The 15,029-nt window shown below is 37.6% G+C and carries 13 protein-coding genes, 1 tRNA gene and 5 pseudogenes; 3 read left to right on the forward strand and 16 right to left on the reverse strand.

Annotation, left to right across the window (positions count from 1 at the left end; all coding sequences use genetic code 11):
• Positions 1-278: 278 nt before the first annotated feature.
• The 11 genes and pseudogenes from ACFILN_RS04075 to folE form a co-directional block, all read right to left on the reverse strand.
• The gene (locus tag ACFILN_RS04075) at positions 279-1,100 is read right to left on the reverse strand and encodes a DNA adenine methylase (RefSeq protein WP_375670948.1); all 822 of its coding nucleotides are present in this window, start codon (positions 1,098-1,100) and stop codon (positions 279-281) included.
• A gap of 72 nt (positions 1,101-1,172) precedes the next feature.
• Positions 1,173-1,379 (reverse strand): annotated as a pseudogene (locus tag ACFILN_RS04080) (hypothetical protein); the annotation flags it as partial.
• A 12-nt stretch (positions 1,380-1,391) separates the two neighbouring features.
• Positions 1,392-1,646 carry a tail protein X gene (locus ACFILN_RS04085; RefSeq protein ID WP_375670950.1) on the reverse strand — a complete coding sequence of 85 codons (255 nt, stop codon included), beginning with the start codon at positions 1,644-1,646 and terminating at the stop codon, positions 1,392-1,394.
• Positions 1,643-2,121: pseudogene (locus tag ACFILN_RS04090) on the reverse strand (phage tail protein). Before ACFILN_RS04090 ends, ACFILN_RS04085 begins: the two are co-directional and overlap by 4 nt.
• Before the next feature lie 156 nt (positions 2,122-2,277).
• Positions 2,278-2,850 (reverse strand): annotated as a pseudogene (locus tag ACFILN_RS04095) (hypothetical protein); the annotation flags it as partial.
• Positions 2,841-3,371: pseudogene (locus ACFILN_RS04100) on the reverse strand (hypothetical protein); the annotation flags it as partial. The pseudogenes ACFILN_RS04095 and ACFILN_RS04100, both read right to left, overlap by 10 nt.
• A pseudogene (locus ACFILN_RS04105) lies at positions 3,371-3,557 on the reverse strand (Arm DNA-binding domain-containing protein); the annotation flags it as partial. The pseudogenes ACFILN_RS04100 and ACFILN_RS04105, both read right to left, overlap by 1 nt.
• A 658-nt stretch (positions 3,558-4,215) precedes the next feature.
• Positions 4,216-4,722: a hypothetical protein gene (locus tag ACFILN_RS04110; protein WP_273791370.1), complete on the reverse strand. Its 507-nt coding sequence runs from the start codon at positions 4,720-4,722 to the stop codon at positions 4,216-4,218.
• A gap of 137 nt (positions 4,723-4,859) precedes the next feature.
• Positions 4,860-6,032 (reverse strand): alpha/beta hydrolase, encoded by a 1,173-nt coding sequence (locus tag ACFILN_RS04115; RefSeq protein WP_375631276.1) that lies wholly within the window; start codon positions 6,030-6,032, stop codon positions 4,860-4,862.
• Between the two features lie 193 nt (positions 6,033-6,225).
• Positions 6,226-6,310: transfer RNA gene (locus tag ACFILN_RS04120), tRNA-Leu, on the reverse strand.
• Between the two features lie 137 nt (positions 6,311-6,447).
• Complete coding sequence (gene folE, locus ACFILN_RS04125) at positions 6,448-7,059, reverse strand: GTP cyclohydrolase I FolE (protein ID WP_273791372.1); 612 nt, start codon at positions 7,057-7,059, stop codon at positions 6,448-6,450.
• Between the two features lie 125 nt (positions 7,060-7,184).
• Between folE and ACFILN_RS04130 the strand changes: the two genes are divergently transcribed.
• The 3 genes from ACFILN_RS04130 (at position 7,185) to thrS (ending at position 10,052) form a co-directional block, all read left to right on the forward strand.
• On the forward strand, positions 7,185-7,613 hold the full coding sequence (locus ACFILN_RS04130; RefSeq protein ID WP_273791373.1) for an iron-sulfur cluster assembly scaffold protein: 429 nt from the start codon (positions 7,185-7,187) through the stop codon (positions 7,611-7,613).
• Positions 7,614-7,964 (forward strand): membrane protein insertion efficiency factor YidD, encoded by a 351-nt coding sequence (gene yidD / locus ACFILN_RS04135; RefSeq protein ID WP_273791374.1) that lies wholly within the window; start codon positions 7,614-7,616, stop codon positions 7,962-7,964. It begins immediately after the preceding gene.
• Between the two features lie 111 nt (positions 7,965-8,075).
• A complete protein-coding gene (thrS, locus tag ACFILN_RS04140) occupies positions 8,076-10,052 on the forward strand; it encodes a threonine--tRNA ligase (RefSeq protein ID WP_375667824.1) in 1,977 nt (658 codons plus the stop codon).
• A 1,048-nt stretch (positions 10,053-11,100) separates the two neighbouring features.
• On the opposite strand, the gene ACFILN_RS04145 is transcribed toward thrS, so the two are convergent.
• The 5 genes from ACFILN_RS04145 to ACFILN_RS04165 form a co-directional block, all read right to left on the reverse strand.
• Positions 11,101-11,604, reverse strand: a complete 504-nt coding sequence (locus tag ACFILN_RS04145) for a MerR family transcriptional regulator (RefSeq protein ID WP_273791376.1) — start codon at positions 11,602-11,604, stop codon at positions 11,101-11,103.
• Positions 11,605-11,800: 196 nt separating this feature from the next.
• Positions 11,801-12,115 (reverse strand): integration host factor subunit alpha, encoded by a 315-nt coding sequence (locus ACFILN_RS04150; protein ID WP_273791377.1) that lies wholly within the window; start codon positions 12,113-12,115, stop codon positions 11,801-11,803.
• A 77-nt stretch (positions 12,116-12,192) separates the two neighbouring features.
• Positions 12,193-13,167 (reverse strand): beta-ketoacyl-ACP synthase III, encoded by a 975-nt coding sequence (locus tag ACFILN_RS04155; protein WP_375670952.1) that lies wholly within the window; start codon positions 13,165-13,167, stop codon positions 12,193-12,195.
• A gap of 49 nt (positions 13,168-13,216) precedes the next feature.
• Positions 13,217-14,287 carry a phosphate acyltransferase PlsX gene (gene plsX, locus ACFILN_RS04160; protein WP_375631272.1) on the reverse strand — a complete coding sequence of 357 codons (1,071 nt, stop codon included), beginning with the start codon at positions 14,285-14,287 and terminating at the stop codon, positions 13,217-13,219.
• A gap of 145 nt (positions 14,288-14,432) precedes the next feature.
• Complete coding sequence (locus tag ACFILN_RS04165) at positions 14,433-14,990, reverse strand: DUF177 domain-containing protein (RefSeq protein ID WP_273791380.1); 558 nt, start codon at positions 14,988-14,990, stop codon at positions 14,433-14,435.
• Positions 14,991-15,029: the final 39 nt, after the last annotated feature.

Raw genomic sequence — 15,029 nt, forward strand, 5'->3', positions numbered from 1 at the left:
ATTTTTACCATGAAAATGCACTTTTTTCTGATTTTCGCTCTTTTTAGCTCTTTTTTACAATTTTAGGTGTCAAAATCTATTTTGACAAAACGCGCATTTAATGCTAAATTTTATACATAAAAACAACAAATTACCACGTATTCCTACCTAATCCCACCTTTTCCCACTTAGTATAAAACCTAGTGTCAAACTACAATGATTTTAAGGGGGGCTCAAAGGGTCTTCAAAGACCTTTCAAAGATTGTTTAAATCCCTTTAATAGATCTTTTTCTCTTCTCCTAAATATCACAATTGGTAATGATGAGTTCCTTTGCCGGAATCGCATTATTTGACAAATTACAGGAATAAATTGTTCTCACCTCTTTTATATGGAATTGACTGAAGGTTTTTCGAATCTCTGGCACATCATTGAGAGAGAGAAGAAACTTCCCCTTTAATTGTGCAAGCAGCATAGACATCGTCTGGTAATCCTCCCGCTTAAACAAGTCCTTGCCATAATAATCCTCAAAACCAAAATAAGGTGGATCAAGATAAAACAAGGTATTTGGCCGGTCATAACGCACAATAAAATCAGACCAGTCTAAATGTTCAATGATAACTCTCGCTAAACGGCGGTAAATAAGCTTTAATATACCTTCAAGTTTGAAGGGATTAAACCGTGCACTACGGTCTGTCTCAACTCTAAACGTACGCTCTGCTACTTTCCCACTAAAACTTAAACGCTGCAAATATAAAAACCGCAAAGCCCGTTCTAAATCCGTAAGCGTTTCTGGATTTTGTGTCTGTAAGCGTTCAAACGTCTCACGGCTGCTTATTTGAAACGCTAACAGTTCTATAAAAGGGTGATAATGGCGTTGTAACACCCGAAAAAAATTCACCACATCTCCTGAAAAATCATTGATAATTTCAGTAGATGGAATCAGTTTTCGTCTAAAGAATATTCCACCCATACCAACGAAAGGCTCAGCATAAATGCTATGTGGAATATCTTCAATGATTTTGACAATGGTTTTGGCTAATCTTCTTTTGCCCCCAATATAAGCAGCAGCTGGTGAAATAGGTTCAACAGATTTTAATTTTTCCTTATGAAGTATATCCATTATTTTTTAACACTCTTTCATCTATGTTAATCGTCTTCTCATTGCTTTAAGTGATAAGAAGTGGCTGCGATGTTAAGTTAAGTTGCATCGGACGGGGTTGTCGCTAAACTGTTCCCGTTGGCTTGGGTGACCAGCCCAGCCTCTATTTTTGTCCCTTCCCTTGTCTGGTGCTTCAAGTGTAATTTCTGTGGTGTATCCACTTTGTTTCTCATAGCAGTGGGTGACGGTCGCGGCTTTCCATGGACCATTGATTTGCTCACGAAACCCTTGCAATAAAAGGGTGTGTACGCATTAATCCCATAACCGCTTCACCATGCTTTGGGGATTAGAAAACACAAATTCAGGCAGAATGACCTTTAAGCCCCGTGGTAAAAACACACCATATTTGGCAATCTCTGGATTAGCTTCCAGTGTGGCTTCTAAATAGCCTTTGAGTAAACCAGCTTGCCTCCGGTCTCCTAACACAGCCATGACATGGTGAAAGCAAAGGAGATCGAGGCTCATATCCTCTAGCTCTACAATAACGCGCTTTTTGGGTATCTTCATGGGGTAGGTTCCTCTTGGTAATACCCCATTTGATATTGTCTCTCTTGGTATTGTCCTTGTGGTTTTCCGCCATTAAAAAAGGGCAAGAGCGTAATGGAATAGCGGATGCGCTGTGATTGACTAGAGCGACTGATATAGTCATGGTCTTTATTGATCGTGGTGATTACTACGGGTCCATGGAGAAGGACACTATAGGTGGGGTATCATTGATCCAACGAAGCATCTGGACAGGCTTTGCTCTTCGGATAGTTGTAGTGATGGCATCTATCGCTACCCGGTCCCCAAATTCTTCTGGAAACCAAACTCCATGAATGGTCTTTGCATCATTGCCATAGCCGGTAAATTGCAAACTGGGGGACCTGCCAAAACACTCCATACAAACCCATGAGGCAGAAAGCTCTTCTTCAAAAGATTGGAAATTCAGCCAGTCCACATAAAATTGATGCGGACCTAACATCATCAAAGGATCTCTCATAGGCTCCCTCCCATTGATTGTATCCCTTCCAGCACGTCATCTCTTTCGAAACGTATCATTGCATCTCTCCTACCATTGCGCCCTCCTAGCACTTCATCCCTCCCCTCATTGTGTTCTTTCCAGCACGCCGTCTTTTCCCTTATTCTGTAACCCGTATCATTCTGTCCCGCCATACAGGGCATTAGCGCGTGCCCGTTGAATGGCATGGGCAACCGCACGACCAGTGACAACAGGATCACGGGCGCCATTGACATGCACCGTGACATTTTGATTGTGTGTGATGGTGGAGCGCTCTTTGCCTTTTGCTTCTGTGAAAGGGGAATTTGCACGCCCCGCCCCCGCAAATTGTGCTATGGGCTGGATTGGTGTTTTGCCCCCCAAAAAACTTGGCAAAAACTCTNTGCCTTTTGCTTCTGTGAAAGGGGAATTTGCACGCCCCGCCCCCGCAAATTGTGCTATGGGCTGGATTGGTGTTTTGCCCCCCAAAAAACTTGGCAAAAACTCTCTTACATCAATGGAACCAATCCACCCCTTCATGCGATGGGGCAAAGATTTACAAAAATCTGTCAGTTGTGAGATGGTGCCCATAAAACCATCGACAATCCAACTTGCTAAATCTTCGCCGGCTTGTTCCATACCAGCCTTGGCAGCATCAGAGAGCTTTTCGCGAACAAAAAAACTCTTCAACCATTGCCAAAAATTGGAAAGGCTTTGTTTAGCCCATCCCCAAAAGCTTCTAAATAAGCCGGCATTTCTTTGCCATACCAACTTTGCGACAATTGTACTTCCTTCACAAGCCCCCCATAACGCTGCGCCGTCTTTTCGGCTAAATAAGCCCCATTGCCCCGTGCATCCAAAGCGCCCCCCAACAAACGCGGCAAACTATTCACCACATAAAATAAAATTTCTCTTTGTTGGTCAAACGGCGTATTGCGCAATTCCACCATAAACCGAACACGGCGCACCAAATCTTGTCCCACTTCCATCACCACAATCGACGTCGCATCGCCCGATCTGGCAAGATCAACACCAAAAACATGTTGGCGCCGTCGGTCAAGCCCAATATGAAGAGGTTTTAAGCGCCCCTCACACCAATTAAAAGCAGCTTGACTTCGTTGATAATCCGATTGATTTTTTAAATCATCCACACAAGCAAAACGCAACACTGCAATGTCAGGCGCACAACAATTTTCAATCTGTAAGCGTATTAAAGCAGCCGCTTCTTGATCGGCTGGTATGGCATCTAATTTTTTAAATAGAGTTTCGTAACAGGACCAAGTCCCATTTCACGGCGCTTATTGTGGTGCGTATAGCGAAAAAACCAAGAGCGTGTATTGTCTTTTAGAACATTCAACCATAGCCCTGCCCCATCTCAATAATTTACCCTGTGAAGATGACTTGACGAATGATACTGATAACCAATGAATAGCCCTCACTTAACGCCCCTCTCGTCCACCTCTTAGATCACCTTTAATTTCTGATTTGAGATTTTTTCTTTAATACTTAATTTTTTATTGGAACATAAAAAATTATCTGCATCAATAGCTCTTGCACATATTTACATAACTTGAATCTTGTTGCAAAAGCCCGCTCCACCCTCTGGGGATACCATATATTTTTTAATTACGTGTAGCTTATTCATTTTCCAAGTGTTTTTAAATCCAAGAGAAGGTAGAGATGAACGTGAATTTACAAAACATGTTATTTTTATCAAACTTCTTTTTTAATGCTTTAAATTCAGCTAATTTATACCAAGGAAAATATTAAAATTTAAGTTTCTAATGAATATACTAACAACTTCATAACATTGGCAAAATTATCCGGCGGGCTATTATTAAAAGAATCAGAAAGTTTTTTGTAAATTCTTTTCACAAACATTTTCTTCAATAAAGCCACCTGATTCATCAGCCTTAACTTTAGCAAAGATATAACCAAAGTCTTCTAAAGCTTTAATGCGATAAAGAGTGTGATTATAAAATACATGTGTTTCATTTTTTAAAGCAAATTCTTTTCTTTAAAAAGGTTATAGCCTTCTATCTAACAGCGTTGTTTGCTGTAAAATTCAAATTATCTATCTGCTCAACTAAAGAACTTTTATTGTTTAGCTTTTGTGCTTTTTTCAAAGAGATGTGGGCTTTCAAGAATAAGCTTTTCTCGTGCTTTTTGTAACTGTTTAATGACCTCATCAATCTTTGACGGAGAACAAAAAGATTCTTGGCTATTCAACAAATGCAGCCTCTCCTTTCCCTCATATAAACATTGCATCTGAGATTGAAGTATTCTAACTTCTTGAAAAAAAAGACGCCCTGTTTCCTTAAAACCATTATTAAGTGCAAAAAGTTGATCAGAAATGGATAGCAGAATTTGTTTTAAAAAACGCTCATTTTCTTGGCGTTTACGATATTCTAAAATAAGAGCATGGCTTATCTCATCTAACTGTTTTTTTGTAGAATCAATTTGACGCAATAAATTTGGTTTTTCCCCCATATCACCTTTTCTCACCTTCACAAGCATAGCATGAATGTCTAACAACTTAATTGCGGAATGAGATAAATAATCAACAACTGTAGGCGTATTAACATAGCGTTTCCGTGTGATCATCACAAACTCACCTAATGACTGTTTTTTACATTCATCCCGCTATTTATTTTTCATTTTACAAAACCATTCTAAAGAAAGTGCTAAAAAACATTACCTCCAATACATTATTTGATGGAGCTCCTTCTCTCTTTTCACTATCAACGTGGAATCCGTGGAGAGAGAAAACGTACAGGTGTATAAAGGATAAGATGTGTTGTTTTCTCCAACACACTACTACCATCAGCAAGAAGGGCTTGACTAGGTGACAATTCTGTACCTTGCATAATTGTGGAAGCTAAAGAACCTTCTCGAGAAAGAGCCATCAACGTTGGTGAAGATGCAAAGACATTGTGTGCTCCCCCATCCACATGAGAGAAATCAAGAACAGCTATTCCATTTTTACGCAACATTTCAATATCTGAGCCATCGCCCACACGATGATGTCCACCCGTAAGACGTCCTGAAACCGCGAGAGCTTTATCCGTTCTGGATACTAAAATAGCTGTTGGCTGCGGGAGTTTTTTTATATCATTAAGTTGGCGCTCAAATACATCAACATCAATATCGGGTGCAGCCATTAATAAACTTGTAATACGACGAATAGGCCTATATTTTCCCTGTAAAGCTAATGTTCTAAATGCTTCCATTATAACAAAATTGCCCATAGAATGTGCAATAACCGAAATTTGATCAGCATTGGTTTCACTAATAAGCGTTAAAAGCTCTATCAATCCGTCACGGGCAAAATTAGCACTATCACGATCATAAATATAAAGAGGAACAGATCCGGCAGAAGGCCAAGAATAATGCACAGCGACAACATTTAAAGAATAATCGTGTGTAAACTGTGCTGTACGAAATGTACCATCTGCAAAATTATTATTATACCCATGGATAAAAAGAAAAATTTCTCTTTTTCCTTTTGGCTTTTTTGCTAAAGCAGCATTTAATTGCTGTTTAAACTGTTCTTTATTATCGTATTTTTGCAATGCTACTGCTGCAAAATACTTATCATGTGTAGGTTTATACGCATTTATTTCAACAACTCCCTTTACATGTTGCTGAGGAATTCCTACGTCAACGCGATTATAATGAACTTTATTTGATCGCTCTGCACCATAAGGTTGAGCGTAATTATTTTGCATCATACGACTTGTTGCAACATACACTGGAACGATGGCTTTTGGAGAAACTGGTTTCCCTCCAACTTCCCTTTCTACGGCAGTCATAGAAGGTGTTGCATGCACCCCATGCCAAAGTACAGCACGTGAATCACTACATGCTGGCAATAAAGAAATACAAATAAGAAGTGTTAAATATCTCAGAATCATTATACTTCTCACTGCAATTTCACCCCACCTTATAAAAATATAACATTTCAAATGCATAGATAAAGTAATAAAAAACGAAACATTCTTAGAAACACACCAACAAATAACATACAAAAAAGATTTTTCTATAATACGTATAAATCCCCTCTCTCTAACATAACTTCATCTCATTATAGAGAGACTCACTGCTAACTGGTGCGGTCGAGAAGACTCGAACTTCCACGGGTTGCCCCACAGCGACCTCAACGCTGCGCGTCTACCAATTCCGCCACGACCGCACGTGGAAAGAAAAAACCTTGGTTTTTAGCCTTTAACAAATCATAAAGAAAGGTACAAGCCAATTTTCTTTTTCTCATAATTTATTTTATTCAGACGACTTATAACTTAATAGAGATTACGAGAAATATGGGCTCTACTATGACCTTTGAACCATCATCATAAAATGTGTTTGTGCCGCTTGATCTTTTTCATAATAACCATGAAAGTTTTTTGTAATTGTTGTAGAGCCCTGTTTTTGGATTCCTCTCATAGCCATACACATGTGCTCAGCCTCAATCAATACTGCTAAACCATGAGGCTTCAGATACGTTTTTAACGCGTGAGCCACTTGCGCTGTCATAGCTTCTTGAGTTTGTAAACGACGAGAAAAAATATCTACAACACGTACAATTTTTGAAAGACCAACAATTTTCTCATTAGGAAGATATGCTATATGTGCTTTCCCAATAATTGGGATCATATGATGCTCACAGTGTGAATAAAAAGGTATATTCTTTACGATTACGGATTCATTATATCCTGAAACCTCTTCAAAAACTGTACCTAAGGTTTCTTTAACAGATTGACTATAACCATTAAAAAGCTCGCGATATGCCTTGGCTATACGTTTTGGAGTATCTAAAAGCCCTTCTCTATTTGGATTTTCCCCTATCCATAAGAGTAATGTACGAATCGCTTCTTCCACCTCTTCAATACTCGGACGCTTTTCTTCAGATAAATTTGCGTCTTCTTTAACAACATTACGCATTCAAAAACTCCAAGCTTACTCTATACAAAGCATTTGCTCCATACCTATTTCATTTTGTATAATCTCTATATAAGCGAATTAAAAGTTTAAACAATCACGACTCTCAAAATTTCAGGCAATAGTGCATGATTGATAATATCTATAATGATAAAATACTTAAATATGCTGCACATATAGGCAAAATTGGGCGTCTTAATAATCCTGATGCAACATCAAGAAAACATGCACATCTTTGTGGCTCGACAATCACTGTAGATTTAAAAGTGGAAAATGGTATTATTACGGATTTTGCTCACGAAATACATGCATGTGTGCTAGGGCAAGCTTCGGCTTCACTTTTAGCATCTCATATCATCGGACAAACAACACAAGATCTTAAAATATTGCGTGAAGTTATCTACAAAATGCTAACGCAAAATGGTCCTTCTCCTCAAGCTCCATTTGAGGATTTTTCTTGCTTACAGCCCATTAAAGACTATAAAGTGCGCCATACAGCAACACTACTACCCTTTGATGCAACGATAGACTGCATTCAACAAATTGAAGAAAAATAAATGTTCAAATCACAATCTCAACAAAAAAAATTGACTCGAAATTACACAGGCACTTGGCAAAAAACACCCGGACGATTATTGGGAATTTTCTTAATACGTTTCTATCAAATAACACTTTCGAGCCTTATAGGCAATCAGTGTCGCCATGCCCCGACTTGTTCAGAATATATATATGAAGCGATTGCACGCCATGGGCTTTGGGCTGGTGCATGGATGGGACTCTTTCGTATCATGCGTTGTGGGCCCTTTGGAACAGATGGCTTTGATCCAGTACCTATTTCGCTTGGAAATTCTTGCTGTTTTTATAAACCTTGGCGTTACTGGAAAATTTCTGACAAACACAACAAATAATCCTTTTCTTTTTTCATATGTATTGATAAAAAATCAGTCTATAAGCTTTTTACTCAATTTTCACGAAACCATCCGCAATCGTTAGCGGAATTGGATTAAAAGGGTGTTTTTATGTCTTGCTCTATTTCTCTTTTTTTTCCCGATGGTTCAAAACGTAATTACCCCGCCGAAATGACAGGCTTGGAATTAGCAGAATCTATTTCTAAATCACTTGCAAAAAAAGCAGTCGCCTATAGTCTTAATGGTATCACGCGAGACTTATCGGATCCATTGGGACAATCTGGTCAAGTAGAGATTATTACCCGAGAAGATTCACGCGCTCTTGAGCTCATAAGGCATGATTGCGCCCATGTCCTTGCTGAAGCAGTACAAGAACTCTTTCCTGAAACGCAAGTAACAATAGGTCCTGTTATTGAGAATGGATTCTATTATGATTTTGCACGCCAACAACCTTTTACATTAGATGATCTCACTGTTATTGAAAAGAAAATGCGTGAAATTATCCAACGCAATAAACCTATTAGAAAAGAAATTTGGTCTCGTGAAAAAGCGAGAAAAATTTTTTCTGAGAAAAAGGAATTTTATAAAGTTGAACTTATTGATAGCATTCCTGAAAATCAAGATTTAAAAGTTTATTATCAAGGGGAGTGGTTTGATCTTTGTCGCGGACCGCACATGCAATCTACAGGGCAAATTGGGAATGCTTTCAAATTAATGAAAGTTGCAGGAGCTTATTGGCGTGGCGATGCCAATAATCCAATGCTCACGAGAATTTATGGAACAGCATTTGCAAATGAAAATGACTTAAAAGCCTACCTCCATATGCTAGAAGAAGCTGAAAAACGTGATCATCGCCGCTTGGGACGTGAGATGGACTTATTTCACTTTCAAGAAGAAGGGCCAGGAATGATTTTTTGGCACAAAAAAGGTTGGAAAATGTTCCAAAATTTAATCAGCTATATGCGTAGACGCCTTGATGATCATCAATATGCTGAAGTTAATGCACCACAAGTTCTCGATAGGTCACTCTGGGAAATATCTGGTCATTGGGGCTGGTATAAGGAGAATATGTTCAAAGTAATTCCAGCAGCAGAAGATTCAGATCATGGGAATGTTTATGCCCTTAAACCAATGAATTGCCCTGGTCATGTTCAAATTTTTAAACATGGTTTAAAATCTTATCGTGATTTGCCTATTAGACTTGCTGAATTTGGACTTGTTCATCGTTATGAGCCTTCAGGCTCTTTACATGGTCTTATGCGTGTGCGTGGTTTTACACAAGATGATGCGCATATTTTTTGTACTGATGAACAATTAGCCGATGAATGTCTCAGTATTAATGATCTTATTTTATCAACTTATGCTGATTTTGGTTTTAAAGAAATTAGTCTTAAGCTTTCAACACGTCCAGAAAAACGAGTTGGATCTGATGCATTATGGGATCATGCAGAAAGTATCATGGAATCTGTCCTTAAAACGATTGAAACAAAATTTGCAGGACAAATCAAAACAAGCATCCTTCCGGGTGAAGGAGCATTTTATGGTCCAAAATTTGAATATACATTAAAGGATGCTATCGGTCGTGAATGGCAATGTGGAACAACACAAATAGACTTTAATCTTCCTGAACGTTTTGGTGCATTCTATATTGATAAAGATTCAGAAAAACGTCAACCTGTTATGATCCACCGTGCTATTTTTGGATCAATGGAGCGTTTTCTTGGTATATTAATCGAAAATTTTGCTGGACATATGCCACTTTGGCTTTCTCCTGAACAAATTGTTGTTGCAACAATTACATCCGAAGCAAATGAATATGCCAAAAAAATAACAGCAAAACTTAAAGCTATTGGGCTTTCCGCAACAATAGATCTCCGCAATGAAAAAATTAACTATAAAATACGAGAACATTCTTTACAAAAAGTCCCCGTAATTTTGGTATGTGGCAAACGTGAAGCTGAAACAAACAGCGTAAATATGCGCCGCTTAGGAAGTACAAATCAAACCCTTTTATCTGTAGAAGATGCAATTAAACAACTCTCAAATGAGGCAACACCTCCAGATTTGCAACGTGTAATAAATGCATAATATCACAGAAGATGGTAATACGTTAATTTTTTTACTATAAATCTTCAATTTTTGTACAAAATGAAATAATTTGATATTGTAGTGTTTTTGTTTCATGCACAACTACCTATCACCAGAAAGAATCGCGTGCTCTCTCTACAAGGTGGTTTGGTGAAAAAGTTGAATGTAAGCTATGAGCTGTTTAAATGCAAACAACATAGACAATTGAATATTAATAATAACATTAATCTTTTACTTTTATAATGAAAAGATGCTGCTACTATCATGGATAGATCATTACGATAATTATAGCAACATCAAGCAAGAAGGCTGAAAACAAGATTATATTTATTAATAAAAAATATGTAAAATTAGCTGAACAATGATATGTCTTATTCGTAAGATAAGCTCTTATAAAAAGACAAGATATTGATTTATAATGGTAATATATCGTTATTCATATTAAATAAGGTTTCGAATATCATAAGCTTCTCTCGTTTTAAATATGTTTATGTTGAATCTATCAAAATCATTTGCTTGCACGAAACAAGCAGAATGAGTGTGTGGATAAAAGTTATTGAGAAAGAACTTTTAAAATGCCCACAATGAACCGCCTAAAGTGCTAAGGATTGTTGCAATCATTGAGGACCGACTATAACTATAATGATGATGCTGACTTGCTTCTTTATAAATGTAAAAATAGCAGTACTCAACGAGTTTACCATTAATCATTCACAAGGCATTATAGTAAAATAAGATTAAGAAGCCTTAAGAAACATCTCTTTAAAACAAGCACATGAATTGGTAAGCCAATGGCATTATACATCCCGCAATCTACACTGATGAGATATTGCCTTAATTTTTATAAAGCTAAATCAAAGAAAAATGGCAAAACTCAGCGTTTATTCTTTCTCCTCTTCATATTTTACCAAATTAAAAACTCTTATAAAAAACTCGTTAAATATACATATACGATACATGACCACTCGTTGAACGTATTAAACTCTGAGCATATCCATAAAACGTCTAAATATCTACGAAACACATATAAAATAAAAAAATATTATTATTATCGTGCTCTATCAAGAACACGCTTACATTCAATGAGTTCAAACAGAATCTCTTGTAACAATGCTTTATCAGTTTTATCTTTGTAAAGATTCACAGAACCGACAGATGTTTCTCCTTCATTCCTCATGAAACTCAAAAGCCCAAAAGAAGATTTCTTAGGCTTATTACTAGCATTTTCAGAAGTTTGTCCTGCATGTTTCTTTTCTATGACCACATTCATAGCATCAAGATCACCATTACCAAATGCAGTCACAAAAGCAACACCATTTTCTTTCAAAAGGCGTTGCACACCTTTTATCGTATAACCCTGATCATATAGTAACTGCTTAATACCATTGAGCAAATCAACATCGACAGGGCGATAATAGCGCCTTCCTCCCCCACGTTTCATTGGTTTAATCTGCCTAAAACGTGTTTCCCAGAATCTTAAGACATGCTGCGGAAGCTCCAATAACTCCGCTACTTCGCTAATTGTGCGAAAAGCATCAGAGCTTTTATCCATTTTGCAACACCTTATTTAAAACAAAATAAATTACTTCACAATGACTCATTCTGTCTCAATTTCTCAACAAGATTAGTCAAAAATAAGACCATCATTGACAACTTACTCAACAGTCTTTTTCTAAAAAACAAAGACCCTTATTTTATACATTTTTTTAACAAATACCAAACATACCATGGCATTTATTTATGAGATATCATTTTTTCTGTTTTGCACGATGCGAATCTAAAATTCTCTGTTTAAGGACATTGGCAGCCTTAAACGTCACAACACGTCGCGGCGGAATAGGTGCTTCAACACCTGTTTTTGGATTGCGTCCAACACGTTCATTTTTACTGCGAACCTGAAAAGTTGCAAAAGAAGATAATTTAACCGCTTCACCTCTTACAAGTGAGTTGCAAATCTCATCCAAAACCAATTCGACTAAAGCTGCTGATTCAGTATGTGACAAGCCCACTCTTTTACAAACTACGCTCGCTAAATCTGCACGCGTTACTGTCTTACTTGTCATTATAACCACCTATTAAAATATTTAAAATTACAAAATGACTTATACGTTTTCTTGAAATATGGTCAAGTAGCCATAATTTACCAACGAATAAGAATTGCTCCCCATGTAAATCCACCTCCCATGGCTTCTAACATGATAAGATCTCCTTCTTTTATTTTTCCATCGCAAACAGCTGTTGTTAAAGCCAACGGAACTGATGCGGCAGACGTATTACCATGTTGATCAACGGTAATCACAACTTTATCTAGTGAAATTCCCAACTTTTTAGCAGATGCTTCAATAATGCGCTTATTAGCCTGATGAGGTACAAACCAATCTAGTTGTGAAGAATCCATACCTGCAGCTGCAAAACAATCATCAACCACATCCGTTATCATACCAACAGCATATTTAAAAACTTCTCGTCCTTCCATACGCAAATAGCCTGTCGTTTGTGTTGTTGAAGGTCCACCATCAACATATAGCTTATCTATATAAGCACCATTAGAGCGCAGTTTTGCAGACAATATACCACGCTCAAAAGCAATAGTCCCCTCAATTTCTTGAGCTTCCAAAATAGCGGCACCCGCACCATCACCAAACAAAACACATGTCGTACGATCTTCCCAATCTAAAATTCGAGAAAATGTATCGGATCCAATAACTAAAATTCTTTTAGCCGCTCCACATCGTAAATAAGAATCTCCTGTTGTTAAAGAAAAAATAAAACCAGAACAAACAGCTTGAATATCAAAAGCAAATCCATGGCTCATTCCCAAAGCATGCTGAATTTCAACAGCAGAAGCAGGAAAAGTACGATTCGGGGTGGACGTTGCTAAAATAATACAATCAATGTCTTTTATTGTAAGACCAGCATTTATAAGGGCGGCTTGCGCAGCCTCAACTCCTAAAGAAACAGTTGTTTCATTTTCACTGGCAATATAACGTTGGCGTATTCCTGTACGCTGAACAATCCATGAATCTGACGTTTCAACAAACTTTGCAATCTCATCATTTGATAAACTTCTTTTTGGCAAAGCACTTCCTACACCACGTATAATTGAGCGAATCATTCAGCTCTTACCTTTTCTTCAAATTTTTCATTTCTATTATAAGAGCTTATCATAAGGACTCTCCATTCATCACCACTTCATCTTCTTGGTCAAGAAGTGTTTCTTTATTCTCATGAAACCGCCGTAAATCAGCCGTTATTTTTTTTAAAAGTCCATTATTAACCATTTCATAACCAACGCGGATAGCAGAAGCAAAACCATTAGCATTGGCACTGCCATGACTTTTTATAACAACACCATTCAAACCTAAAAGCACTCCTCCATTCACCCTATCGGGATCCATTTTATGTTTCAGTATACGAAAAGCACCTCGCGATAAAAAATAACCAAGAGATGTTAAAAAAGAACTGCGCAGTGCAGAGTTTAAAATCTCCCCTATCTGTCGCGCAGTTCCTTCTGCGGTTTTTAAAGCAATATTACCAGAAAACCCCTCTGTCACAACAACATCGACCGTTCCTTTTCCAATGTCATTGCCCTCAACAAATCCTTTATATTCCAATCCTTCTAATTGCACTTCACGCAATATCATTCCTGCTTTTTTTATTTCATAAAGTCCTTTAACCTCTTCCACCCCCACATTTAAAAGCCCAACACTTGGTCTTTCAGTGTGATATAAAGCGCGAAACATACCCGCTCCCATAACCGCCAAATCAACCAACTGACTAGCCGAGGCACCTATTGTTGCTCCAATATCTAAAACGATACTCTCACTGCGCAGTGTTGGCCAGATACCCGCAATACCAGGACGCTCAGCCTCTGCAAGCATTTTCAAACAAAAATACGACATGGCCATAAGTGCACCCGTATTACCAGCAGAAATGCAAGCATCAGCTTCACCATTTTTTACCGCTTCAATGGCGTACCACATTGATGATTTACCACGTCCATTACGAAGTGCTTGGCTTGGCTTTTCATCCATGCGTGTATAACTTTCTGTAGGGCAAAAGCGCGATACAGAATCCAAACAGGGATATTTTTTTAAAACCGGACGAACAGCCTCCTCTACTCCATAAAACAGAAAATAAATATTTGATAAATATTTTTGTACAATTGCTGCTCCTGCAATAGCTGCTTCTGGACCGTAATCACCGCCCATGACATCCACAGAAATTCTAATCACGCTTGCATATCCCACATCTTTTCATTTTTAAATACATATTATGATTTTTGGCTCCTGAACACTCACACAGCACATCTTGCGAAAATATCGCTCCGCAGAAATGCCGTTTAGCATACAAATAGATATTTTTTGTATGTTTTTACAATCACTTCCAATTTTTCAAAACAGAAAATGGAGAGAATTTTTGCTCTGCTTCTTCTAAATTTTCAACCATATTCATCTGTATCCCCTCTTTACGTGGATAATGATTAATAGACAACTCAAAAAACTCTTCCATGATTGCACCAATATCAATTTTATCATCATAAAACACTTCAGGAGTATCAAGCCCCTCCACATCTAAAAACAATTCTCCTGTATCCTCTGATATTTTAGGCTTCATCAAATTTGAATCTTCAGGAACAAAAACAACCTCAATATTTTCACAAAGGATATTTTCTAATGGTTCTAATGTAACAACACATAACTGCAGTATACGCGCTTGCAATAGACCTTTTATACGCACTCCGCGTTTTTTCCACGGGAAAATATGGAATTTTCCCTCACAAGATTTTACTTCAATTAAATTATGGTTCTGAGCTAAATGTGTACATTCTTTTTTATTTGCACAAAGATGAACCCTTATACCTTTAGCAGGTAGAGAACGTACGGATATTGGATAAGCCAAAGCAAATGTCATTTGAGGAACATTTTGAACATTCATTGACAACTCCCAAACATAAAAACGCATAAAGCACTGTGT

The organism is Bartonella sp. CL434QHHD (assembly GCF_042195145.1).
Lineage (GTDB): Bacteria > Pseudomonadota > Alphaproteobacteria > Rhizobiales > Rhizobiaceae > Bartonella.